Source organism: bacterium (genome assembly GCA_026708055.1).
Taxonomy (GTDB): Bacteria; Actinomycetota; Acidimicrobiia; order Acidimicrobiales; family CATQHL01; genus VXNF01.
Genome location: JAPOVS010000047.1, coordinates 12,179 through 37,160, shown reverse-complemented (window position 1 = coordinate 37,160; position 24,982 = coordinate 12,179). Strand labels below are relative to the sequence as shown.

17 protein-coding genes are annotated in these 24,982 nt (G+C 70.9%); 12 read left to right on the top strand and 5 right to left on the bottom strand.

The genetic code is table 11. The features are described from left to right. The first annotated feature begins 28 nt into the window (after nucleotides 1-28). Together OXG55_10205 and OXG55_10200 are read left to right on the top strand one after the other, a co-directional pair. Nucleotides 29-760, top strand: a complete 732-nt coding sequence (locus OXG55_10205; protein MCY4103615.1) for a hypothetical protein — start codon at nucleotides 29-31, stop codon at nucleotides 758-760. Between the two features lie 78 nt (nucleotides 761-838). After that, on the top strand, nucleotides 839-1,873 hold the full coding sequence (locus tag OXG55_10200) for an NDP-sugar synthase (GenBank protein ID MCY4103614.1): 1,035 nt from the start codon (nucleotides 839-841) through the stop codon (nucleotides 1,871-1,873). A 20-nt stretch (nucleotides 1,874-1,893) separates the two neighbouring features. On the opposite strand, the gene cofE is transcribed toward OXG55_10200, so the two are convergent. Further along, the gene (gene cofE / locus OXG55_10195; GenBank protein ID MCY4103613.1) at nucleotides 1,894-2,604 is read right to left on the bottom strand and encodes a coenzyme F420-0:L-glutamate ligase; all 711 of its coding nucleotides are present in this window, start codon (nucleotides 2,602-2,604) and stop codon (nucleotides 1,894-1,896) included. A gap of 8 nt (nucleotides 2,605-2,612) precedes the next feature. Beyond that, nucleotides 2,613-3,593, bottom strand: a complete 981-nt coding sequence (cofD, locus tag OXG55_10190; GenBank protein MCY4103612.1) for a 2-phospho-L-lactate transferase — start codon at nucleotides 3,591-3,593, stop codon at nucleotides 2,613-2,615. A gap of 41 nt (nucleotides 3,594-3,634) precedes the next feature. Here cofD and OXG55_10185 point away from each other — a divergent pair, with 41 nt between their 5' ends. The 5 genes from OXG55_10185 (at nucleotide 3,635) to OXG55_10165 (ending at nucleotide 12,913) form a co-directional block, all read left to right on the top strand. Beyond that, nucleotides 3,635-6,901 (top strand): glycosyltransferase family 2 protein, encoded by a 3,267-nt coding sequence (locus tag OXG55_10185; protein MCY4103611.1) that lies wholly within the window; start codon nucleotides 3,635-3,637, stop codon nucleotides 6,899-6,901. Nucleotide 6,902: 1 nt separating this feature from the next. Beyond that, nucleotides 6,903-8,453, top strand: coding sequence for a DUF5719 family protein (locus OXG55_10180; protein MCY4103610.1), 1,551 nt, complete (start codon nucleotides 6,903-6,905; stop codon nucleotides 8,451-8,453). 125 nt (nucleotides 8,454-8,578) lie between these two features. After that, on the top strand, nucleotides 8,579-10,603 hold the full coding sequence (locus OXG55_10175) for an FAD-dependent oxidoreductase (protein ID MCY4103609.1): 2,025 nt from the start codon (nucleotides 8,579-8,581) through the stop codon (nucleotides 10,601-10,603). 133 nt (nucleotides 10,604-10,736) lie between these two features. Then, on the top strand, nucleotides 10,737-11,690 hold the full coding sequence (locus OXG55_10170; GenBank protein ID MCY4103608.1) for an AAA family ATPase: 954 nt from the start codon (nucleotides 10,737-10,739) through the stop codon (nucleotides 11,688-11,690). A 362-nt stretch (nucleotides 11,691-12,052) separates the two neighbouring features. Then, nucleotides 12,053-12,913 carry a hypothetical protein gene (locus tag OXG55_10165; protein ID MCY4103607.1) on the top strand — a complete coding sequence of 287 codons (861 nt, stop codon included), beginning with the start codon at nucleotides 12,053-12,055 and terminating at the stop codon, nucleotides 12,911-12,913. Here OXG55_10165 and OXG55_10160 read toward each other — a convergent pair. From OXG55_10160 to ftsH, 3 genes are all read right to left on the bottom strand, one after another. Then, the gene (locus OXG55_10160; GenBank protein ID MCY4103606.1) at nucleotides 12,878-14,119 is read right to left on the bottom strand and encodes a site-specific DNA-methyltransferase; all 1,242 of its coding nucleotides are present in this window, start codon (nucleotides 14,117-14,119) and stop codon (nucleotides 12,878-12,880) included. The two genes, OXG55_10165 and OXG55_10160, sit on opposite strands and share 36 nt — an antisense overlap. A 171-nt stretch (nucleotides 14,120-14,290) precedes the next feature. Beyond that, nucleotides 14,291-14,725, bottom strand: coding sequence for a hypothetical protein (locus tag OXG55_10155; protein MCY4103605.1), 435 nt, complete (start codon nucleotides 14,723-14,725; stop codon nucleotides 14,291-14,293). A 27-nt stretch (nucleotides 14,726-14,752) separates the two neighbouring features. Further along, nucleotides 14,753-16,690 (bottom strand): ATP-dependent zinc metalloprotease FtsH, encoded by a 1,938-nt coding sequence (gene ftsH / locus OXG55_10150; GenBank protein ID MCY4103604.1) that lies wholly within the window; start codon nucleotides 16,688-16,690, stop codon nucleotides 14,753-14,755. 159 nt (nucleotides 16,691-16,849) lie between these two features. Between ftsH and OXG55_10145 the strand changes: the two genes are divergently transcribed. From OXG55_10145 to OXG55_10125, 5 genes are read left to right on the top strand one after another with little or no spacing between them, the layout of a single operon-like run. Further along, nucleotides 16,850-17,614, top strand: coding sequence for a type II CAAX endopeptidase family protein (locus OXG55_10145; GenBank protein ID MCY4103603.1), 765 nt, complete (start codon nucleotides 16,850-16,852; stop codon nucleotides 17,612-17,614). 3 nt (nucleotides 17,615-17,617) lie between these two features. Next, a complete protein-coding gene (locus OXG55_10140) occupies nucleotides 17,618-20,407 on the top strand; it encodes a hypothetical protein (protein ID MCY4103602.1) in 2,790 nt (929 codons plus the stop codon). Between the two features lie 35 nt (nucleotides 20,408-20,442). Further along, complete coding sequence (locus tag OXG55_10135; protein ID MCY4103601.1) at nucleotides 20,443-21,183, top strand: glycosyltransferase family 2 protein; 741 nt, start codon at nucleotides 20,443-20,445, stop codon at nucleotides 21,181-21,183. Beyond that, nucleotides 21,176-22,579, top strand: a complete 1,404-nt coding sequence (manB, locus tag OXG55_10130; protein MCY4103600.1) for a phosphomannomutase/phosphoglucomutase — start codon at nucleotides 21,176-21,178, stop codon at nucleotides 22,577-22,579. The genes OXG55_10135 and manB overlap by 8 nt, the downstream gene beginning before the upstream one ends. Nucleotides 22,580-22,622: 43 nt before the next feature. Next, the gene (locus OXG55_10125) at nucleotides 22,623-24,941 is read left to right on the top strand and encodes an N-6 DNA methylase (GenBank protein ID MCY4103599.1); all 2,319 of its coding nucleotides are present in this window, start codon (nucleotides 22,623-22,625) and stop codon (nucleotides 24,939-24,941) included. Nucleotides 24,942-24,982: the final 41 nt, after the last annotated feature.

Genomic DNA, 24,982 nt, shown 5'->3' with positions numbered 1-24,982 from the left:
CTGAACCGGCGGTAGTGTGCCTGTCGCTATGGCGCGAGACTCCCGGAGCCGTACCTCCCTCGCCGATGCCGTCCGCAACATCGAGCGGGCGGCGCGCACCGGCGGCGGTGGCAGCAGGTGGAGCCGCATCCTGCGGCCGAGCTTCCCCGCGCTGGTGGTGCTCATCATCGTGGCGGGCACCGCGCTCGTGGCGTTCGCCTACACCACCCGCGACGTGCAGGCCCGACCCGTGCAGAACGAGGACCACTGGCACTCGCCGTACGTGCTGTGGGACTGCGCCGAGGGCACCGAAGGAGACTTCCTGCCGCACTTCACGAGCACCGACGACGGGCTCGGCATCCACTCCCACGACGACGCCATCATCCACATCCACCCGTACTTCGAGGCCGCCTCGGGCGAGAACGCCACGCTGGAGGACTTCATGACCGCCATGCGGGCGGAGATCTCCGACGACGCCATCACCCTCGACGACGGCAGGGTGCTGGCCGAGGACGTCACCTGCGGCGGGGAGCCGGCGATCATCCAGGTGCACCGCTGGGAGTTCGCCGGCTCTGTCGACGAGGCGCCGGAGGTCTTCACCGAGAACATGGGGGACATCCGTTTCCTCAACAACGGCGAGGCCTGGACCATCGCACGGGCCCCCGAGGGTGCCGAACTGCCGCCGCCGCCGAGCATCGCCTGGCTGGGACAGATCGATCCGTTCGCCCTGCGCGCCGGCGAGGAGTCCACGCCCCTGGTCACCGAGCCGGCGGACGAGTGAGCGGCCGGCGCCGGAGAATCCCCCCGACGATGCGGGCACAGCGCTGACCGCACACCGACCCGGCCCGCGAGAGTCCCGATGAGCCCCCGCTCCGCCATCGTGCTCGCCGGCGGCTTGGGGACTCGGCTGCGGCCGCTGACCGAGATGCGCCCCAAGCAGATGCTGCCGATCGTGGATCGTCCGATGATCGAGCACGTGGTGGCCAAGTTGGCCGCCGAGGGCACCGACGACGTGGTGTTGTCGCTCGGCTACCGACCGGATGCCTTCGGCGTGGCCTACCCGTCGGGGCGCTGCGGGGGCGCCGGGCTCCGCTACGCCACCGAACCCGAGCCGCTCGGGACCGCCGGCGCGTTGTTGTTCGCGGCCCGCCGGACGGCTGCGGACAACGGCATGGCCGTCGACGGCGATCCGTTCTGCGAGACGTTCTGGGCGCTCAACGGCGACGTGCTGACCGATGCGCCGCTCAGCGAGTTGCTGGCGCTGCACCGGGCGCGGGGCGCCGAAGCCACCATCCTGACGATCCCGATGGCCGACGCCTCGCGCTACGGGCTGGTCGAATCGGACGACTCGGGTCGTGTCTCACGATTCGTCGAGAAACCGGCGACCGGCGGGGCGGCGAGCGGCTGGATCAACGCCGGCGTCTACGTTCTCGAGCCGTCCGTGCTGGCGAGGATCCCTCCCGGCCGCCCGGTCTCCATGGAGCGCGAGACGTTCGCGGCCGTGGCCGCCGACGGCGCGTTGTACACGCTGCGCTCCGACGCCTACTGGATCGACGCGGGCACACCCGCTTCGTACCTGCAGGCCAACATCGATCTCGTCTCGGGATGCCGGGAGGTCACCCTCGACGCGGTGAGCTCCGAAGCAGTGGTCTCACCCGGCGCCGACGTCGCCGGCAGCGTCGTCATGGAGCGGGCCGTCGTCGAGGCCGGCGCGTGCCTGCGGGGCTCGGTCGTGCTGCCCGGGGGGAGGATCGGCGCCGGCGCCGTCGTTGCCGACTCCGTGGTCGGCCACGACGCAGTGGTGGGTCCGGGGGCGCGCCTGGCCGGCTTCACGCTGCTGGGCGACGGTGAGACCGTGGCGGCCGGGGAGTCTCTGCTCGGCGGTCGCCGCTAGGGCGACCCGGGGCGCCGGGCTCAGCGGAACAGGTCCTCGCCGGCCGCACGCGGCAGGTCCCGCAGCGCCCGGCCGTCCCCGAACCAGGCGCGCGGGGCGCCGCGGACGACTGCGGCGGGGATGCCGCGGTCCTTGCCCATCACCAGTTCGGCGGCGGCGGCGAGTTCATCGGCGATGGCCACCTCGGTGACCTGGAGCCGGCGGCCGCCGGCATCGGCGGTGCCGCGCAGGTCCAGCACCGCCAGGACCCCGGCACAGCCGATGGCGACGTCGGTCAGACCGCGTCGCCAGGGGCGTCCGAAGGTGTCCGACACGACAACGCCCACCGGCGGCCCACCGGCGGCGGCGATGCCGTCGCGGATCCGCTGCGCCGACCGGTCGGGGTCACGGGGCAGCAGCGCCGCCTGCCCCTCGGGCACGTTGGAGAAGTCCACGCCGGCGTTGGCGCACACGAACCCGTGCGGGGTCTCGGCGATGATGAGCTCCCCCCGGCGGCGCAGCACGCGGACCGCCTCGCGCTCGACCACGCGCCGGCGGGCACCGGTGTCGCCGTGGTCCACCTCCACCAGGCGCCCTTCGGCCTTGGAGACGACCTTCTGGGTCACCACCACGATGTCGCGCTCCTGCAGGTCGGCGGCGCCGGAGATCAGGGCGCCCAAGTCGTCGCCGGGCCGAACCTCCCCGACGCCGGTGATCCCCGAGATCGACAGCGTGTTCGGGCCGGCGTGCACGGTCGGTCTCAACGGCTGGGCACAGCCGCCTGCTCGACCGCCGACAGCGCCGTCCGGGCCAATGCCGCGGCCTCCGCCGGCGTATGCATGATCGACGGCGCCACGACGCAGCGCACCCCCTCGCTCTCCACTGCCGGCGCCAGGGAGGCGTCGGCCTCGTCGATCACGAGGGTCCCCGCCACCGGGGCGTACAGGCGCGCCACCCCGACGACCGATGACTCGTGGCCGAGTTCGGCCATGAGCCGGCCGGCCGGTCCCCGCAGCGCCGCGCCCGCCACGATCGGCGAGATCGCCACCGTTGCCTCGCGCCGCTCCGCCACGGCGCGGCGCACCCGCGCCAGCGCCAGAACCGGCCCGATGGACACGATCGGGTTGGACGGAGCGATGATCACGGCAGCGGCGTCGGCGATGGCGTCGAGGACGCCCGGCGCCGGCCGCGCCTGCTCGGCGCCGACGAACCACACCGATCGGACCGCCACCGCGTGACGTAGACGCACGAAGTACTCCTGGAACCCGATCTCGGTGCCGGCGCCGTCATCGACCACCAGGCGCGTCCGCAACCGGTCGTCGGTCACCGGCAGCAGCCGTACCTCGACACCCCAGCGGCTCGCCAGTTCGGCGGTGACGGCCGACAGCGGGGCACCCTCGGAGAGGCGCTGCGTGCGGTACAGGTGCGTTCCCAGGTCACGGTCGCCGAGCCCGAACCAGCTCTGGCCGCCGAGGTTCCGCAGCATCTCCAGCGCCCGCCAGGAATCGTCCTTCAGGCCCCAGCCCGTCTCGGGATTCAACTCGCCGGCCAGGCAATACGTGATGGTGTCGAGGTCGGGGCTGATGTCCAGGCCGTGCAACCGGAAGTCGTCGCCGCAGTTCACGACCGCCGTCACCGCACGCGGTTCGCAGATCCGTACGAGACCGTCCAGCAGGCGTGCCGCCCCGAATCCGCCGGCCAGGACTGTTACCCGCGGGGCCGGCCTCTCTGGTGGCGGCATGGCCCTCCTGTCCGACGCGCCGGGGATACTCTCGCACCCTAGTGGAATCCCCGGACGCCACCGCTGTGCCGACCGAGCGCCTCGGCAGGATCGGCCCACCGGTTCGCGCCATCGTGGTCGCTCACGATCCCGGGGACTGGTTCGACGAGACCCTGCAGTCGCTTCGGGACCAGGACTACGCCGCTCTGTCGGTCACGGTGGTGGACGTCTCGGGCGAGGAGGAGATCACCGCCGGTGCTGTCCCGGACGTGGCCGCCAGGGTGGCGGCGGTGATGCCCGATGCCACCGTCATGGTCGTGCCGGGGAACCCCGGGTTCGGTCCGGCTGTCAATGCGGCCGCTCGCATGCTCGCCGGCAAGGACCGGATCGACGAGCCGGACTCGGCGGAGGGGTCCGTGCCGGGCGTCGTCGGCGAGGCCGCCGAGACGGGCGACACCACATTCCTGCTGATCTGTCACGACGACGTGGCGCCGGCTCCGGATGCGGTCACGCGTCTGGTGGACGAAGCGGTGCGCCGGGAGGCCGCCGTGGTGGGCCCGAAGCTCGTGGATTGGGACAACCCCGGGTTCCTGCAGTGTGTGGGTCTCTCGTCGGATCGGATGGGGGTTCCGGTGCCGCTGGTCACTGCCGGCGAGTACGACCAGGGGCAGCACGATGCGGTCGCCGAGGTGCTTGCCGTGCCCAGTGCGTGCATGCTCGTCCGGGCCGAGGTGTTCGACCGGCTCGGCGGGTTCGACGGTGCCATGACCTTCTACGGCGAGGATCTGGACCTGTGCCGCCGGGCAGGTCTGGACGGCGGGACGGTTCTGGTTGTGCCCGGGGCGAGCGCTCGCCATCTGGGACGCCTGCCGGCGCGCCGGCAGCGTCGCGACCACGAGTGGCTCTCCTACCGGCACCAACTCCGATCGGTGCTGATGTGCAGCCGCGCCTCTCGCCTGGCGGCCGAGTTGGTGCCGATGCTGGTGCTGTCGGCGACCGAGGCGGCTCTCGCCGTGCTGACGGGACACATGCGGCGTGCCGGGGGGCTGGTGGGAGCCTGGCTGTGGAACCTGCTGGGGGTGACGGAGATCCTCAACAGGCGGCGCCTGATCGCCACCGCGTCCGACGACGACCGCCTCGGGCACCTGACGCACCGCGGGTACGTCTCGCTGGCGCGGTTCGCCGCCGGTCTGGCGCGGGGCGACGCCGGGGTCGAGGGCGCCGGCGTGCTCTGGGGGCGCCGCCACCGTCTCCGGGACGTCGCGCGCGACACATCGAGCCAGGCCGCGGCTGCCGGCTGGACCGCCGTCGGAGTGCTCTTCATCTTCGGGAGCCGGCACCTGCTGACACGGGGGATACCGATCTTCGGCGAGATCGCCTGGCTCGGAGACTCGCCCGGCGAGTTGTTCAGTGCCTTCTTCAGCAACTGGCGGGAGGCGGGATTGGGCTCGGAGGGGCCCGCCCCGACCGCCTACGGGATCCTCGGCGTGGCCGGTTCGGTGCTGGGAGGGGCGATGGGCCTGACGCGCACCGTGCTCCTGCTGGGACTCGTCCCGTTCGGTGCCGTCGGACTCTGGCGCCTGCTGGCCAGGACGGGAAGCCGCCGGGCTCAGATCGTCGGCCTGCTGACCTTCTTCGCCGTGCCGCTGCCGTACAACGCCATGGCCAACGGGGTCTGGAGCGCACTGGCGATCTACGGAACCCTGCCGTGGATCTGTCTCTGGCTGGCACGGGCCATGGATCCGCCGAGCGCCTCGCCGGCGCCCCCGGTGACGGGTTTCTGGCTGGCGACGGTGCTGGTAGGAGTTCTCGTGGCGCTGATCTGGGCGTTCGTCCCCGCCACGCCCCTGATGCTGGTGATGCTCGTGGCGGCGCTGGCAGTAGGGGGGCTCCTGGCCGGATCGGCCCAGCGATTGCCGCACCTGCTCGGCTGCGCCGTGGGCGGGCTGGTGGCGGGTTGGTTGCTCAACTTCCCGGCAGGGCCCACCTCGTTCCGGGATGCCTTCAGCGCCGCGGGAGCGCGGCCGGATTCCGCCGGCGACCTCACCCTGGCGGAGTTGCTGCGCTTCGCAACCGGCTCGGCGGTTGAGAGTTCACTGGTCTGGGGGTTGCTGGTCGTGGCGGCACTGGCGCTGGCGGTGGCGCGGGAGAGCAGGTTCGTGTGGGTGGTTCGGGCGTGGTGCCTGGTCGTCGTCTCCGTGCTGGCGGCTCTGGCCGCCGAGCACCGCTGGAGCCCCTGGGACCTGCCGCGCCCGGAGGTTCTGCTGGCGCCCGCGGGGTTCGGGCTGGCACTGGCCGCCGCTTTCGGGGCAGCGGAGACAGCCGGCGGCGCTGTCGCCCGCCGCCGGGGGCGGTGGGTGCCGGCCGGGGTCGGCCTGGCAGCCCTGATCGTCGGCGGCATCCCCGCGCTGACGCTGACCCTCGACGGTCGTTGGGGCACGCCCCGGGGGGATTTCACGACGCCGCTGGCGACAGTGGAGGAAGAGTCCCGTCTGGGCGCCTTCCGGATTCTCTGGGTCGGCCATCCCGACGTGCTTCCCCTCGGCGGCTGGGAACTCGACGATCGCCTTGTGTTCGCCACCTCCGCCGCGGTGCCGCCCGACGTCGGCCTGCAGTGGCCCGGCTCGCGACCTCCCGAGGCCGACCGGCTGCGAGATGCCTGGCGGGACGTGATGTCCGGGGAGACCGACCGCATGGGGGAGCTATTGGCCCCCCTGGGAGTCCGCTACCTGGTCGTCATGGAGCGGATCGCCCCGGAACCGTTCGGAGACCTCGCCGAACCGGCGCCCCCGTTGGTGCAGGCGCGTCTCGGCGCGCAGTTCGACCTCGAGCGCCAGGAGTCCCGCGCCGGCGTGGCGGTGTACCGCAACATCGCCTGGCGCCCGTCACGGACGCTCCTGGCGGGCACGGGCGAGGTGACCCGCGAGGCGTTCGCGGCCCCGCCGAACCTGGCGCTGCCGGCCTTCGACCCGCCGGCGGAGGCCCGCGGAGTCCTACCGCCCGACAGCACCCTCTATCTCGCGGACGCTTCGGACGGTTGGGTGCTCCACGTCGGGGGGACGAGGGTCGATCCCCGACCGGCGCTCGGCTGGGCGCAGAGCTTCCCGACCGGCGGGGGCGGCGAAGCGACGCTCCGCCACGAGCCGGGTGCTGCCAACGTGACGCGCCTCGTCCTCTGGACACTTGCGGTGGTCCTGGTTCCGCTGGCGCTCCTGCGCCGCAGGTCGCTGAGGTTCCGGAGCGGCGTGGCGCCCGAACTCGTCGGGGACCGCCGGGTACCCGACAACGTGGTCTCGGCGCTGCTGGCCCGGGCACGCCGGGAGTCCTGACGTGCGCCGGCCGGCGATCCTCGCCCTGATGGCAGCCGTGGCGGCTCTGGCGGTGGCCGATTGGGCGGCGCGGGCCGCCGCCGACGACCCGCCCCCGGCTGAGGCGGCGGGCGCCTACTCGGGCTACTCCGCTGCCGGCGGCGAGACCTGGTTCTGCGTCGGCGGCGTGGGCGGTGCCGGCGGATCCCGCCAGCAGGTGAGCATCCTGAACACTTCCGGGAGCGAACTCCGGGGAATGGTGCGCCTGTTCCCGGCGGTCCCGTTGGGCGGCCGGTCCCAGCCGTGGCCCGCGGCTCGATTCGAACTCGTCGTGGCGCCGTACGCCCAACTCGACATCGACCCGGCGGCAACGGTCATGCAACTGTCGCCCGAACTGGCGAGTTTCGCAGAGTTGTTCGTGGCCGCCGAGGTGCGTCTGGACGGCGCCGGCGGCGTCGTGATGCACGAGGCCACGGTGGCGGGAGCCGGCGATGCCGGGGCGTGCCTGACCGCCGCGTCGCCGGAGTGGCACTTCGCCGCGGCCAGTACGAGGCGAGACGCCCAGGTGCGGTTGTCGCTGTTGAACCCGTTCTCCGATGACGCAGTCGCCGATATCGGCTTCGCAACCGACGAGGGCCGCCGCGAGCCGGTGGCCTATCAGGGTGTCGTGGTGCCTGCCGGCACGCTGCTGATCCTCGACCTCGGCAGCGAGGTGACCCGGCGGCCGCAGGTCGCGTTCTCGGTGGTGGCCCGCAGTGGCAACCTGCTGGCGTCCGCGCTGCAGACGTTCAACGGCGACTTGGGCCTCTCCGGAGTGTCCCTGCGTGCGGGTTCGCCGCGCCCTCAGGAGCAGTGGCTGTTCCCGCTGGGGGTGGCGGGGGCCGGAGCCGGGGCGGCCAATTCGTTCGTGGTGTACAACCCCGATGTGGCCGAGGCGAGGGTCGACGTGGCGGTCGAGCTGGACGCCGCGCTGCAGGCTCGGGGTGTGCCGCCGTTCGAGCTCACCGTCCCACCGGGACAGCGTGTCGAGGTCACCTTCTTCCCGCCGCTGACCGGCGGGGCGCATCCCGTCTCCGGTGTTGACGTGGTGGCGGCCACGAGTCGCGTCCCGCCCAGCGAGAGGTACTGGGTGAGCGTTCGCTCCTTCAACGGTGTGGCCGTGGTGGCTGAGCGGCTGCGCACCGTCGAGGCGGGCTTGCAGGGCGAGGTCTCGCTCCTCCCCGGGCGGGCCGTGGGCGCACGGCGCGGCACCTTCATGCTTGGAGGTGCTGGGAGTGGCCGGCATGCGGTGTCCATCGTGAACCCCTCCCTCGAGACGATCAGCCGGCTGTCCCTGGAGGCGCTCACCGGCAGCGGCTGGGTGGCGCTCGGAGGATTCAACGACGTGGAGATCCGGCCCCGCCAGAGGCTGCTGCTGGATCTCTCGATCAGCCTGCCGCCGGGAGCCTCCGCGCTGCGCTTCAGCGCCACCGAGCCGCTCGTGGCATCCCACGCTCGCCCCGGAGGTTCCGGCGCACTCGGGGCAGTGCCCGAATCGGAGTCCATTTCCGAACTCGAGCAGCTTCTCTTCTAGATCGCCCGGCTCCGGCGGCCCGGTTCGCCCGGCTCGGTCTCGGTGACTAGTTTTCGCAGTCGGGTGCCCCTTGTCCCCGGCCCAGGGTCGCCCCGTCGCGCTCGATCGGACCGGAAGGCAGGCCAATGACCGCGTATCCCAAACTCTTCAGCGAATGGCAGGTCCGGCACACGACGGTCCCCAACCGTGTCGTCTTCGCGCCCACCTGCCCGACGTGGGTGGCCGACCCGCTCGAGGGCATCTTCACCGACCAGGCGGTGGCCTACTACGAGGAGCGCGCCCGCTCGGGACTCGGCATGATCATCATCGGCGGCACGATCATCCACCCCGAGGCGCTGTACTCGGAGCTGAACTTCCCGGGCCTGTGGACCGACGACCAGATCGAGAGTCTCGCCCGGGTGGCCGAAGCCGTGCAACGCCACGGCACCCGGCTCGTGACCCAGCTGCTGCACCCCGGGCTGCGGGCCATGAACGTCCTCAACAAGGACCCCGCCGCCGACCTCGATGCCGAGTGGTGGCACGTGGCGCCCAGTCAGGTGCCGCCGGGGGAGTATCCCAACGCCCCCATGCCCAAGGAGATCGAGCCCCACGAGATCCACGAGATAATCGAGGCCTACGGCAGCGCGGCGCGGCGGGCGTTCGAGGCCGGGCTGGACGGCGTGGAGTTCCACATGGCGCACGGCTACCTGCCGTGGCAGTTCCTCTCGCCGCTGTACAACCACCGCAGCGACGACTGGGGCGGCTCCTACGAGAACCGCCTGCGCTTCTCGCTGGAGGCCCTCGCCAGCATCCGCGCCGCGGCCGGTGACGAGAAGATCGTGGGCTACCGCATCAATTCGGCTTCGTTCTGGCCCGGCGACCTGGAGATGGACGACGTCAAGCGGATCGTGGTGGACCTCGACGAGCGCGCCGACATCGACTACATCAACATCTCCGCGGGCGTCCACCACTCGTTCATCCACACCCCGATGACCTACGAGCCCGGTTGGGAACGCGGTTACACCAAGGCCGTCAAGGAGGTCACCGACACGCCGGTCCTGCTCGTGGGGCGTATCACGAACCCCGGGATCGCCGAGGAGATCCTGGAGGCGGACGAGGCCGACGCCATCCTGCTGGCCCGCCAGCTCTTCGCCGACGAGCACTGGGTGCAGAAGGTCCGCGAGGGCCGCGAGGACGACATCCGCCGCTGCGTGGCCGCCAACTACTGCTGGCGCAGCGTCATCACCGGCGGGCGCGTGCAGTGCGTCTACAACCCCGTCGTGGGCCGCGAGCGCCAGTGGGGCGAGGGCAGCCTCACCGCCGTCCCCGCCGGCAAGAAGGCCCTCGTCATCGGCGGGGGCCCGGCCGGCCTGGAGTACGCCCGGATCGCCGCCGCTCGCGGCCACGACGTGGTCGTCGTGGAGCGGGAGATCGAGACCGGCGGGCATGTGCGCTGGCACGCCCAACTGCCCAAGCGGTCCGAGTACGGGCAGATCGCCGTGTGGCTGGCCGCCCAGGCCGCGGGCAACGGCGCCGTCATCCGCACCGGCGAGAACGTGGACGAGGACAACCTCGACGCGCTGCTGGCGGCCGAGGCGCCCGACCATGTGGTCATCGCCACCGGCTCGCACTACCGGCGGGACGGGTGGCAGGGCCAGACGGCCTCGCCGCTACCCGGTTGGGAGACGGGGAACTGCGTGACGTGGGTGGACGTGGCGACCGGCACCGTGGAGCCGTCGGGCTCGGTGATCGTCATCGACGACCTGCAGGACGCCATGGCTCCGCTCACGGCGGTCAAGCTGGCCAACGCCGGCTGCGACACGAAGCTTGTGACCCGCTGGCCGATGATCGGCATGGAGACGATCCCCGAGGTGTACTACCTGTGGGTGCGCCAGCACCTCTACGAGTCGGGCGTCGAGGTGTTGCCGGATCTGTTCGTGAAGGAGATCAAGGGCGACGCGGTGGAGTTCCTGAACGTCTATGTGAACGACCTGACCACAACCCTGCCTGCCGACTGGATCGTGATGGCCACGGGCCGCCAGTCAGACAACGGCCTCTACCACGCGGTGCGGAGCCGCGGGGTCAGCACCGAGATGATCGGCGACGCCATCGCCCCGCGCACCACCTACGAAGCCGTCTACGAAGGCCACCGCCAAGCCCGCAAACTCTGAGCCGCCAGGCCGCTCGCCGCCGCGGAGCGAACCGGCCTTTGGCCGGTCTCCTCTCGCACTTCCGGCAGAGGCTCGCAGCGCTACTGTCGCCCGGCAGACAGCGGCGACGACTCCCACGGACGAGTTGGAACCGGTGATCCTCGATCGGCGCGTCGAGCGCATGCTGCGTCGCGCGGTGACGAGCTACTCATTCGTCATGCTCGTCGGGCCTCCGGGCACCGGCAAGGGACGGCTGGTTCGATGGATAGCGGATCAGGTGGCCGATGACCCGACAGCGCTCGGATTCGAAGCGGGCTTCCGCCCCGATCCGGTGTGGGTGACACCGGATGACACTTGGAGTGCGTTCGAGTTGATCGGTGGTCTCGCTCCCGCTGCTGATGGCACGCTCCGATGGTCGAATGGGTTCATCCTCGATGCGCTGCGTCAGAATCGCTGGCTCGTCCTCGACGAAGCCAACAGGGCGGACTTGGACAGAATCATGGGTCCTCTCCTGACGTGGCTCGCGGACGAGGAGGTTCAGATCGGACGCACGGATCCGCACACGGGTGTCCCGGTACTCCTGGGCTGGAGCCAGTCGGCGTCGAGCATGGCGGAGTCGGACGACGCTGGAGGGTCGATGCGCTTTCTTGCTGGACAAGACTGGCGGATGATCGGCACTTACAACCCCCAGGACGCCATGAGGGTCTTCAGATTCGGTCTCGCCCTGTCTCGTCGCTTCGTTGTCGTCCCGGTGCCGACGATAACTCCAGGCCAGTTCGAAGAACTGATGCGAACACACCATCCCGGGATTGAGGATCCTGTGCTTGTGGCGATTCTCGGGCTCTACTCAGCCCATTGCTCAGAACCGGAGACTTCCCTTGGCCCAGCGGTCTTCTTGCGGATCGCGCGATACCTCGAACCCAGCGCTGAATCGAACTCACTGGCTGAACAGTTGGCAGAGGGTTACGTCTTGAACGTCGGAAAATACCTCGCCACCTACAGTGATGAGACATTGCAGATGCTGGGCCATCGGATACTGGACGATGAAGAGGTCTATACCGAGGTCCAGTGGCAGTGGATTCTATCGCAACGCCATATGCTTAGTTGAACACGCTTAGTATCCCCCGAGAGGGGCTGAAGGAGATCACTTCCGTCTGGACCGGTGACGGGAAGGTGATCGAATTGGTGTCCGCGGTCACCGAGCCTGACGCGTTGGGTGCCTGGACGCCGGACGAGGTTCGGAATCGAGCTCGCCGCGTCCTCCTCGGCCTACTCGAACCGTGTGTCGCGCAGTGGCCTGCGTCGCTGCGGCACTGGGAGCAATGTCTGCCGACGGCCACGGCGACCGAGCGAATGGTGCTGTCCACGCTCCAGAGCAGGATCGACTGGATCGCGTCGGTCCGGGAGCACGGCTGGCCGCCGCGCCGGTATGTCGTGCGGGCGCGACACCGGGTCGTCGGCGGGGTGGCGATGAGGACGCTGGCGTGGCTCTCCGCGGAACTCAGCGACGCGCTCGATCGGCTCGATCCTCGCGATGCGCCGCTGCTGATCGATCGCATCGCCCCGCCAGCTCGTCTTCTGCGCACAGTGACCGAGCGATTCGCCCACGACGTTGAGCCGGTTCGACCGAGTCACGTTGAACTGCGCTCGTTGGAGGCCTCCGGTCCTCCTTGGCGCGCCGTCGCGCAGGCCGCCCGTCTGACGGTTCGAGCCGCCCAGGATCCGGGGTTCCTGGCTTTCGGCCTGCTTGAACCCGACGCCGAACTGCGGTGGAGGCTGTTTCACGTCAGCGCATTCGGATTCGCCGTCGCAGGTCTTCGATCGGCGCAGTGCAACATGCGTTGGAATATGCCAGTGCGCGGCCTGCGAACCGGCCCCCAGTTGAGTGCAGTCGAACCGGATGGCCGATCGTGGGATCTGTGGTTCGAGTCGGCGGGCGCCCGCTCGCACTACGAGCTTGGCCCGTCCACGTATGCGTCGGCTCTGGCCGGCGTCCCGGATACCGGTGGAGCCATTGGGTCCGACATTCTTCTGATCCGTCCCGGCGAGCGCGCGCTTCTTCTCGAGTGCAAATGGAGCGCGGACGCAACCTACGTTGGCCGTGACGGCTATCACCAAGTATCGAGCTACGTTCTTGACACGCTCAATGGGCTCGCACAGCAGGTCTGGGGATTCGTCGTCGGCCCGGAGGAGGTGGTTCCGGCGACGAGCTTCGGATTGGAGGCGTGGCGGTCCATGAAGATCGTTCTCGGTTCGACCCATGCATCGGCGGTGCCGGCTCTGGTGAGGAGGTTCTTAGCCGACGAGCCGGTACCTCCCGGAGAGAGCTGACTTCGGGCCCTGCTGGCCTAGCCGTTCCTCGGCAACCGACAGGTAATTCTCCGACACGTCAAATCCGAGGAATGCGCACCGGTGGTGCCTGGCCGCGATCCCCGAGTTGCCGGTTCCCACGAACGGATCCAGCACCAGGTCCCCCGGCTCGGTGCTGAGCGCGATGCAGCGGCCGGGCAGTGCGACGGGGAATTGCGCCCCGTGCCCGTTCCCGCCGCCCGATGTGGCAAGAACCCACACGTCGGACAACTTCTCCGATTCGCATTCGGGGTTGCGGCCCCCGAACACCGGGTCACAGACGTGGTAGGGGTCGCGGGAGAACTTCGGCGTCCGGTTCTTCGTGATGTGGATGATGTACTCCAGATTCCGACTGACTCGCGAATGCTGCGGCTCGGGCAGCGAACCCCGCTTGGCCCATGTGATGACCGTCTTGACGTAGAGTCCGATGGCGCTGGCCCGCTGGGCGATCAGGGCCGGGATCAGGCACTGCTCGCCGTCCTTCAGATACGAGTGACCGGCGGAGTAGCGGCGCACGTCGTGCTCGCGCCATTTTCTGCCGTCCTTGCCTTCCATCGCCCGGAGGGCTTCGAGCGCGGAGCCGCGCACTTGGGTGCGGGTGTTGAAGCTGTCCATGACGTTCCACCATATGGAGCCGTCGTCGGTCAGGACCCGGGAGAGTGCGTCGAGCACCTGAACAGTGTGCCGAACGAAGCCCTCCGGCGTTTGTTCGTGACCGAACGCACAGTGCTCGCCATCGGCCCAAGTCACGTCGTGGGAGCATTCGTAGAGACGCATACCCCAATACGGCGTGGAGGTGACGACGCACTGGACGCTCGAACTCGGGACCGACTCCAGCAGGTCGAGCGCACTGCCCCGACGCAACTCGCAGTCGGGAGGATTCGCAGTGAAATCCCGCTCGTCGGTCACCGCAGTGTGACTCTCGAGATGGTCGATGACCCGGGATCGTGGTGCGAAGGTTTCGTTGAACGAGTCCTGGTCGAGGAGGGTGAGTACGTCGTCAGCGGCTAGATCGGTCCGCTTCCCGACGACCTTGCGGACGAAGGTCGGCGACATGCCCACGGCCTTCGCCACCGAGTCCAGGGGATAACGGCTCCGGAGTGTGCCATAGCGCTCGGGTCGCAGTGCCGCCACGGGTGTGCGTGGCTTGATGTCCGGCGGGTTGCTGCCGTTGGCGCCGGTGATCATCGCGGGAGTTCCCTTCGGGCGGGGGCTGTACCTGCATCCTACGGAAGGGTGTGACAGGCCTGGGTGATCTCTGGCGCCCGCCCGCCGGCGGCGGTGAACCCGTTCCCGTCCGAGTCGGGTGCCCGTGCCGTCTTTGTGGCGTCGGCCACTGCTGCTTGGGCGCCGCTCCGGTCAATCCTGCTCGGCCACGACGCGCTGGACCGCGGCGATGTCGCCGGCTGTCGGCGGTCCGAGAATCCAGGCCTGCACGGCCCCGTCACCGTCGGCCACCAGCGTGAACGGGACGGCGTCCATCCCGTAGGAGTCGTGCAGCTGCCGGTGCCTGCCGGCGTCCACCTCGACCACCTCCACCTCGGGACCGGCCAGGGGCTCGAGCCGTTCCAGCGTCGAGGGGCACGTACCGCAGGCGCTGTCGGTGAGGACGGCGACGAGCCAGAGCTTCCGGTGCGCTCCCGTGCCCAGGTGATCGAATGCGGCTCGATCCAGCGACGAAGGGACGTCCGGCGAGGCCAGCACGCCGCGCCAGCGACCGCGCCTGCGGGAAGCCACGAGAGCCACCAGGCAGGCCACGGCCCCCAGGATCAGCGCCAGAGGGGCAGTGCGCACCGGCGTGGGGAGTTGGCGCCGGCGGCTTCAGACCGCCGGCTCGTCGAGTCCCGTCGCGGCCGCCACCGCGGCGCTCCCGGTCACCGCCGAGCCGTTCGTGCCGGCGACGTCCACGAGCCGCTGCACCTCGCTGCCGGGGATGGTCTCGTGCTCCAGCAGCGCTCGCGCCACCAGGTCGAGAGCATCACGGTGCTCGGTCAGCAGCGCCCGGCATCGCTGCTCCTGCACCCGCAGGATCCGTTCCACCTCCTCGTCGATCAGGCGCGCCGTCTCGTCGCTGTACTCGCGCGCGCTGACGATCTCCTCGCCCAGGAAGACCTCCCCCTGCGAACCCCAGGCCATCGGTCCGAGCCGATCGCTCATGCCCCACTCGCGGACCATCTTGCGGGCCAGTTGCGTGGCGCCCACGAGGTCGTCGTTGGCGCCGGTGGAGATCACCCCGAAGACCAGCTCCTCGGCGATGCGCCCGCCCATCCGCACCACCAGGGAGTCCTCGATGTAGTTCTGGCGGTAGATGTGGCGCTCTTGCTCCGGGAGCTGCATCGTCACGCCGAGGGCCATGCCGCTGGGGATGACGGTCACCTTGTGCAGCGGGTCGGCGCTGGGCAGCGTGGCGGCGCAGACGGCGTGGCCGGCCTCGTGATAGGCCACCGCCGTCCTCTCGTCCTCCGAGAGCGCCAGCGACTCCCGCTTCTGGCCGATCAGCACCCGGTCGCGGGCGTGCTCGAAGTGGGCCATCGCGATGGTCTCCTCGCCGGCCCGGACCGCCGCGAGGGCGGCCTCGTTGACGACGTTGGAGAGGTCGGCGCCGCTCATGCCGGGCGTGCCGCGGGCCACGAGCGCCAGGTCCAGGTCCTCGGCCATCCGCTTGCCCTTGACGTGCACCTCGAGGATCTTCACCCGGTCGTCGAGCTCGGGCAGCGGCACCACCACCTGGCGGTCGAAGCGGCCCGGGCGCAGCAGCGCCGGATCCAGGATGTCGGGGCGGTTCGTGGCGGCCATCATCACGATGCCCTCGGTGGCCTCGAAGCCGTCCATCTCCGAGAGCATCTGGTTGAGGGTCTGCTCGCGCTCGTCGTGGCCGCCGCCGAGGCCGGCGCCGCGCTTGCGGCCGATGGAGTCGATCTCGTCGATGAAGATGATGGCGCTCCCCATCTTGCGGGCGGAGTTGAACAGGTCGCGCACGCGGCTGGCGCCGACGCCCACGAACATCTCCATGAAGTCCGAGCCGGTGACCGATAGGAACGGCACCCCCGCCTCGCCGGCGACGGCCCGGGCGATGAGCGTCTTGCCGGTTCCCGGCGGTCCGACCAGCAGGATGCCCTTGGGGATGCGGGCGCCGATGCGGGCGAACTTCTCGGGCTCCCGCAGGAAGTCCACCACCTCGGTGATCTCCCGCTTGACGCCTTCGTAGCCGGCCACGTCGTCGAAGGTCGTCGCCGGCCGCTCGGTGGAGTACGTCTTGGCCCGGGAGCGGCCGATGGACATGATCCCGCCCATCTGCCCCTGGGCGCGCCGCTGCATCCACCAGAAGAACAGGATCAGCAGCCCCACCGGCAGCAGCAGGGGCAGCAGCGTGCCCCAGATGCTCGAGGTGGGTCTCGTGAACTCCACGCCGGCCCCCAGCCGGTCCCGCAGCAGGGCGTAGTCCTCGGGCGGCAGCTCGGTGGGGCCGGTGGTGCGGAAGGTGCCGCCGTCGACGAGCTCCCCGCTGATGTCGCCGTTGTTGTTGTTGATCTCCACGGTGACGACCGCGCCGGCGGCCACCTGATCCAGGAACTCGGCGTAGGTGATGGCTTCGCCGGTGTCGTCGCTGAACAGCCCCGGCAGGATGAGCGTTCCGAGGATGACCAGCAGTGCCACCCAGGCCAGCCAGCGGGTCCAGTGCGGGCCACTGGCGCGGGGCGCGTCCCCCGGACCGCCGGGCTCTTGTGGCGGCTGCGGGGGCGGAGGCGACTGCGCCATAGGTTCATGCTAGGAGGCAGCCGGGTGATTCTGCGGGCCATCTCCCGAGGCGTCTCGATACCGGGGCCCCGTCGGGGCGCGTCACCGAGGTCCCGGATGCCCACGGGTAGGATCGCTGGTCGTGGTCCGTTGTTGTGCGTGTGCGACCGCGGGCCGCTGATGTCGCAGAGGGGCCGCCTGCGGCCGCCGCCCCGCTGGTCCGTGTCGGCGGCGATTCTGGGATGGATCGCGGCTGCCGCCGTCACCATCGTGGTGCAGCTGGTGCTGGAGTCGTTCTGGGCGGTGCCGACCGGTGTCGGTGCCGCTGCAGCCCGAGCCGGCGCGCAGGTCGCCGGCGGAGCCGAGCCGGACCATCTCAATCTCAGCTACTGGCAGTTCACGCTGCGACAGTTGCCCCTGTGGCTGACGCTGGCGGCGGTCACCTGGGCGATCGTCCGCCGCCACGGCGTCGGGCTGCGCAGCGCTGTGGGCCTCGAGCAGCGCTGGTACGACGTGCCCGTCGGACTGGTCTGCGGACTGGCGGCGCAGTTCCTGATCATCCCGCTGGTGTACCTGCCGCTGACGCCGCACATCGACCGCCAGGAGATCGAGGAGCCGGCCCGCCGCATCATGGCCATCGCGGACGACGCCACGGCTGCCACGGTCGTGGTGGTCGCCGTCGTCCTGGTCGCGCCGTTCGTGGAGGAGCTGTACTTCCGCGGCTTGTTGCTCCGGGCCCTGTGGGGGCGGATGGGGCGCGTTCTCACCGTGGCGCTCTCGGCAGTGCTGTTCGGGCTGGCGCACGCGCAGATCCTCCAACTGCCGGCGCTGGTGGTCTTCGGGCTCGTGGCCGGCACGCTGGTCGTGGCCACGAGACGCCTCGCCCCCGCGATGTGGGCGCACGCCGCCTTCAACGGCGTCACGGTCGTGCAGCTGCTCCGCTGACCGATGAAACCGCCCGTCGAAGAACCGTCCCGGCAGATGGAGGTCACTCGCCGGCCGCGCCGTGACGTGACGGTCCTGCAGCGCCGCACAGGAATCGCCTGCGTCATCGGGGTGTGCCTGTTCGTGTTCTGGCAGATGCGACCCGACCTGCTGTTCTCGGCGACCACGCCCGCCGGGGGGGACATGGCCGCCCACGTCTGGGGACCGGCGTACCTGCGCGACCACCTCCTGCCGCTGGGGCGTCTGAGCGGCTGGGCTCCGGACTGGTATGCGGGCTTCCCCGCCTACCACTTCTACATGGTGCTGCCGTCGCTGGTCATCGCGCTGGCTTCGTTCGTGATCCCCTACGGGGTGGCGTTCAAGCTCGTGGCGGTCGCCGGGCTGGTGGCACTGCCGTTGGCGGCGGCGACGTTCGTGCGCCTGGCGGGTCTGCGGTTCCCGACACCGACGATCGCGGCGCTGTTCACGCTGCCGTTCCTGTTCGACACCTCGTTCAGCATCTACGGCGGCAACGTTGCCTCCACGCTGGCGGGGGAGTTCGCGTTCTCCATCAGCCTGTCGCTGATGCTGGTCTACCTGGGCGTGCTGTTGCGAGGGCTGCGCACGGGCCGGCACCGGGTGCTGGCCGGTGCGCTGCTGGCGCTGGTGGGCCTCACGCACCTCATACCGGCGATCTTCGCGGTGGCCGCGACCGGGGTTGCGCTGGCAATGCAGCCGGGCCGGCGAGGCATGCGCTGGGTGACGGCGACGGGCGCGCTGGCGGCGGCGCTGGCGGCGTTCTGGTTGCTGCCGTTCTGGTGGCGGCGGGACTACTACCACAACATCGACTGGGTGAACCTCACCGAGTACTGGCCGAACCTGGTGCGCGAGGATTGGAACTGGGTGCTGGTGGGGGCCTGGGCAGCCCTGCTGGTCGGCATCCTCCGCCGCCGGCGCTTGGTGCTGTACGTGGCGGCGCTGGCGGTGCTGGCGGCGGCCGGGTACCGCTGGCTCCCACAGGGGGTGCTGTGGAACGCCCGGCTGCTGCCCTTCTACTACCTGGCGATGCTGCTGCTGGCGGGGATCGGTGTCTCGACCATGCTGTCCACGCTGGTGGCCGGAGGCTCGCTGCGGGAACCGCCGACCGGCGCGGGCGGCGGCCTCGGGCTCGGCGAGGAGCGAAAGCGGCGGCGTTGGCTTCCCGAGGACTCGCTGCCTCTGCGGATCGCGCTGGCGGCGATCGTGCCGGTGGGAGCGGTGGCGGTGGCGATCGACGACCTGGTTGCGGGCAGGGCGACCCTGCGGGCGCTCTTGGAAGTGCTGCCGGGGGTTGATCCGGCCACGGCGCCCGCCAGGGCGGCGGATGTGGCGCACCTGGCCCTGCTGGTGCTCATCGCCGCCGCCGTCGTGGCCGTCACCGAGATTCTCCGATCCGTGCGGGCGCAGGGCCTCCGGCCCAGAGCCGGCGGCACCGTGGTGCTCGGCCGCCCCGCGGCCACTGCCGCCGCCGGAGCGCTGCGCCCCGCCGGCGCGGACCCGACGCCCCCGACCGGGGTGATCCGGCCGCTGGGGGCCGCGACCCGGCCCTCCTCTCGCTCCGGCGTGGTGCTGCTGCTGGCCACCGTGGCGCTCACCTTGGCCGTCGTGGCGGCCGTGGCCTACCCGCTGCGGGCGCTGGGACCCGCCGGCCGGGAAGTCGCCGACGGTCGCTACGGCCTTCGGGTCGCCCCGAACGTCGTGCTGGCGGGCACGACCGCCGAGAGCTTCCTGCCCTTCTGGGTGTACTGGAACTTCTCCGGCTACGAGTCCAAGGAGCCTCGCGAGGGCATCGGGGGCTACGACGAGTACTACCGGGTCGTCACCACGATGGCGGCGGTCGCCGGCGAGCGGGGTTGCGGCCGGGTCATGTGGGAATACGGCCTGAAGCGCCTGGACAGTTACGGCTCGCCGATGTCTCTGATGCTGCTGCCGCACTGGACCGACGGCTGCCTGGCCTCCATGGAGGGGCTCTTCTTCGAGTCCACCCAGACCGTGCCGTTCCACTTCATCAACCAGGACGAACTCTCGACCGAGCCGTCACGGCCGGTGCGCGCCGTGCCCTACGGCGGTGTCGACGTGGCCGACGGGGTTGCGCACATGCAGCTCTTCGGCGTTCGCTACTACATGGCGTTCTCGGAGTCCCTGATCGCTGAGGCCCGCGCCCACGAGGATCTCACGGAGGTGGCCGCCGAGCCCCCGTGGGTGATGTTCGAACTGGCCGACGCGCCCCTCGTGTCGCCGCTGGCCGCCGAGCCCGTGATCGTCCGCGGCGCCGCGGAGGATCCGGCGCGCTGGCTGAACGTCGCCTTGGACTTCTACGGCGCCTATCCGGGCTCCGGCGGCACCGAGCCCGAGGCGGGGTTCCTGCCGACCGCGGCGGTGTTCCCGGCCGCCGGCGGGCCGGACGGATGGGCCGAGGTCTCGCCGGGGGACGCGCGGCCGGTGCGCAGCCTGGAGGAGGTGGAGATCCACGGTGTCTCCACCACGCAGAACTCCATCAGCTTCAGGGTCGACCGCACCGGCATCCCGGTCCTGGTGAAGGCCTCGTACTTCCCCAACTGGCAGGTCGACGGCGCCGGCGGCCCCTACCGGGCGGCGCCCAACTTCATGGTCGTCGTCCCCGACGAGACCCGGGTCACCCTCAGCTACGGCTGGACGCCGGTTGACGTGCTGGCGTGGGTGATCACCGCCGTCGGTGTGATCGCCGCCCTGGTGCTGTGGCGCAACCCACACATCTGGACCGCCGAGGCCGACCGGCGCGCCCCGTGGGAGTGACCGGTGGGCGTCCTAGTGGCGGGGCGCAGGGCGGTGTGCGCCTGTCGGTCGTGCTGCCCGCCTTCCGGGAGGCCGGCGTCATCGGCGACACCCTGGCGGCGCTGCGGGACGGTCTGTCCGGGGTGGCGCCGGGGGACGTCCTGGAGCTGATCGTGGTGGACGACGGGTCCGACGACGCGACGGCCGAACGCGCCCGTGCCGCCGGGGCCGACCAGGTCATCGCGCTCGGTGGGAACCGCGGCAAGGGAGCTGCGGTGCGTACCGGGATGCTGGCGGCTGCCGGCGAGGTGGTGGTGTTCACAGACGCCGACCTGCAGTACCCGCCGGATCGGATCGTGGCGGTGCTGGCTCGCCTGGAGGGAGACACAGGGGCGGTGATCGCCAGGCGAGAGCGGTCCGGGGCGGCGCCGCTGCGCCGGCTGGGGACCTACACCGTCTCGCACCTCGCCAGGATCCTGGTGCTGAACCCGGCGGGCGCCGCCAAGCATCTGGGCGCTGACACGCAGTGCGGGTTGAAGGCCTTCCGCCGCCCGGTGGCGCAGGAGGTGTTCGGCCGCTGCCGGGTGGACCGGTTCGGCTTCGACGTGGAGGTGCTGCTGCTGCTGGCGTTGCTCGGCGTGCCGGTGGCCGTCGAGAGCGTGGCCGCCACCGCCGCGCCGCGCCGCTCGAGCGTGCGGGTGCTGCGCGACGGCGCAGCGATCCTGCGGGACCTGCTGCGGATCCGTCGATGGCTGCGCCGGGGTGCCTACGGCGGCGCCTCCGGAAGCGATGGCTGAGCCCGCGGGCGCGCCGTCCGGCGGGGAGGGCTCCGTCCCGGCACGCCTCCACGCCATCGTCCGGGCCAACGACATCAGGGGCCGGGTCCCGGACCAGCTCGACGCGGCGCTGGCGCGCCGCCTCGGCGTCGCCTTCGCCGGGTTCTTCGGCGAGGACGACCCGCGCACCGCCGAGGTCGTCGTCGGGCGGGACATGCGGCTGTCGGGCCCCCGGCTGTCCGAGGGGTTCTGCGCCGGCCTGCAGGCGGCCGGGCTGGATGTCGTGGATCTGGGCCTGGCCTCCACCGACATGCTCTACTTCGCCGCGGCGCACTTCGACGCTCCCGGCGTGGTGTTCACCGCCTCGCACAACCCCGCCGACTACAACGGCATCAAGGCCTGCCGTGCGGGCGGGCGCCCGCTCAGCGCCGAAGGTGGTCTGGCCCGGGTGCGCCGGTTGGCGCTGGGGGCGCTGCCGGCGCCGGCCGGGCGGCAGGGGGAGCGTCGGCGGGTGGACCTGCTGGAGCGCTTCGCGACCCATGTGCAATCGTTCACCGATGTCGAGCGCCTGCAGCCCCTGCGGGTGGTGGCCGACGTCGCCAACGGCATGGGTGCGCTGGTCGTGCCGGCGGTCTTCGAGGGGCTGCCGCCGGTCCTGGAACTGCTCTACGGGGAGTTGGACGGCAACTTCCCCAACCATCCTCCCGACCCCCTGCAGGAGGCCAACCTGACCGACGTGTGCCGCCGTGTCATCGAGACCGGGGCCGACGTCGGGTTGGCGTTCGACGGTGACGCCGACCGGGTGTTCTTCGTGGACGACCGGGCGCAGCCGCTGTCGGGTTCGGTGACCGCGGCGCTGCTGGCGAGGGCGGTGCTGCGCCGCCATCCCGGCGCGCTGGTGCTCTACAACGCCGCCTGCTCCCGGATGGTGCCCGAGGCGATCGCCGAGGCCGGCGGTCGCGCCCTGCGCACCCGCGTCGGGCATTCGCTCATCAAGGAACGCATGGCCGAGACGGGGGCGGCGTTCGCCGGCGAGCACTCCGGTCACTACTACTTCGCCGAGAACCACTGCTCGGACTCGGGGGTGCTGGCGGCCGTGGCGCTGCTGGAGGAGTTGTCCCGCGCCGGCGTGCCCCTCAGCGAGCTGCGCCGCCCGTTCGACCGCTACGCCGCCTCCGGTGAGGTGAACTTCACGGTCGACGATCCCCGGGCGGTCACCGAGGCCCTGGCGCACCGCTACCGGGACCGCCCTCAGGACCGCCTCGACGGCCTCACCGTCGACTGCGGCGACTGGTGGTTCAACCTGCGCCCCTCCAACACCGAGCCGCTGCTGCGCCTCAACCTGGAGGCCAGCAGTGTCGGCGATTGCACCCGCCGTCTAGCCGAGGTGCGCGCCGCGGTGCGGTCGCTCGGTTGATCCCCGGCGGTGTCTCAGGCCCGGTCAACATTCGGGCACGAGCATGACCGACCACTTCGGGGCCAAGCCGCCCGTGCCGACCGACCCCTACAGGACGGTGTTCGAGCCGTACCTCATCCGGCTCCGGCTGATCGCCGAGATGGGTGCCGGTGAGGCCGGCGCCGCCGCGGTGCGGGCACGGCAGACCCAGCGGTCGCTCTGGTACGACATGCTCGAGGGCTCCGGCATGGTTCCCGCCGAGGCCGAGGCGGCGGAGCTCTTCGTCCGTCACACCTTCCTCGTGGCGGTGGCCCGAGCGGTGGTTCTCACCCTCGACGGCGCCCGGACTCCGGTCAGGCCAGGCGAGGCCCGTCGAACCGACGTCCGCGAGGTCCTCGGCGATGGGTTCGTGTCGTGGGCGACCCTGACCGACCGGGGCCAGCGGTGGGCCGAGGATCTCTTCGGTGCCGCCGACGGCTTCGATTGGCGGGCGCAGCCACGCGACGTGTTGCGCCAGATGTACGAGTCGGTGATAGAGGCCAGCCATCGCAAGTCCTTCGGCGAGTACTACACGCCGGACTGGCTGGCCGAGATGGTCACCGAGCGAGTCTGCGACGCCGACTGGTGTGAGGCCGCGGTCGCCCGGGCGCGCCGAGCCGAGGACTCGCTCAGCGGGGTCGGCGTGCTGGATCCCGCCTGCGGGTCGGGCACGTTCCTGTTCCATGCGGCCCGGCGGATCTGCGAGGCGGCGAGCGCCTGGACCCCGCAGCGACAGGCCGACATAGCAGCGCGGCTCGTGTACGGCATCGACGTCCATCCCGTCGCTGTCGAGATCGCCCGGGCCACGCTCCTGCGAGCCCTGCCGGCAACGCCTTCGGAGGGCGTCGACGGTCTGCGCGTCCATCAGGGCGACGGCTTGGCCACCCCGGCGCCCGAGGACGCCGGCGGAAGGTTCATGGGGAACCACATGGCCACGACACTGCTTGTGGATAACAAAGTGGACAGGATCGTGGCCAATCCTCCGTGGGTCAGGATGTCGGAGATACAAGTGGCGGAGCGGAGGGCGGCCCTCGATGGGTTGATTCGCGAGGCGGGGCTCTACGCGGGCGGCGCCTCGCGCTCACCGGTGGCGGTCAGCGGTGGATTTGATGTCGCCGCCCTGTTCGTGACCCGCTGCGAGGAGTTGTACCTTGCCGACGGAAACGGCGAGGGTTCGGTCGGCCGGGCCGCAGGTTGGGTGCTGAACCGGGCCTCGCTCACCGCCGACAACTGGATTCGATTCCGCGAACGTCGGGCCGATGCCGCGACCGTCGACCTATCGCCAGTGAGGGCGGCGCCGTTCTCCGGGGCGCACGCGGCCGTCTGGTTCACCGGTGACGCAGGGGACGGCACCCAGGCGGTCCTCGCCACGAGACCGGAGCTTCCGGTGAGCGCGTCCGACCGCTGGGATGATGTTCGGACGAGACTGCACGAGGTCGCCGCTGAGTCCACCGGCGCAGCGGAGCCATCGGGGTACGTGGATGAGGCGGGCGTTGCAAAAGCACGGGCGGGGGCCAACCTGCGTCCGCACTGCCTGGTAGTCATTGGGGAGGCAGAGCTTGCGCGGGCGGGGCGTGTGCGGATCACCACGCGGGCGTCCAAGCAGAAGCCGTGGCGGAACGCGGGCACCCTGAGCGGAGACGTGCCTGAACAATGGCGCCACGACGCCGTCTTCTCCCAGAATGTCCTGGTCGGCTGCCTCACGCGGGATCGCGCGCAGTGCGTCGTCCCGATAGCCGAGACGGGCGAATTCGACCCCGACCCCGGCGGAGCGTTCTGGGAGGAGGCGCAGGCTCGCTACTCGGACTTCGCCGGACGCGGCAGCACAACCCCCACAAGGCTGACCGGAATGCTGGACTACCAGGGGCGGCTGACGGCGCAGCTGACCGAGGCGGACACTGCCGCATGGACCGTCGTCTACAACAAGTCCGGTTCGTACCTGCGCGCGGCGCGTCAGCGAGGCCCGCTCATCGTGAACGACGCCTGCTATTGGATGAGCGTGTCGACGGCGGCGGAGGCCGCCTACCTCGTGGCGGTTCTGAACGCCGAGGCGCTGCAGCCGGCCTACCAGGCAACGCGCCGCTCCGACAGGGACTTCCACACGCACTTCTGGCACGAGATTCCCATTCCCCGCTACGAGGATCAGGTCGGACTGCACCGCAAGCTGGCGAGGCTGGGACAGCGCGTTGAGGAAGCGGCCGGCACCGTACGCGACGGACTACCGCTCCATGGGGCCGGCCAGGTCAAGGTGTGCGCGGAGATCCGCGCCGAACTGGGCCGGATCGAGCTGACCCGACGCATCGACGAACTCGTGAGAGAACTGCTGCCGCACCACACGACGTAGGCTGCGACGTTGCGGCCGGGGTCGCCCGGCGCAGAGAGCCA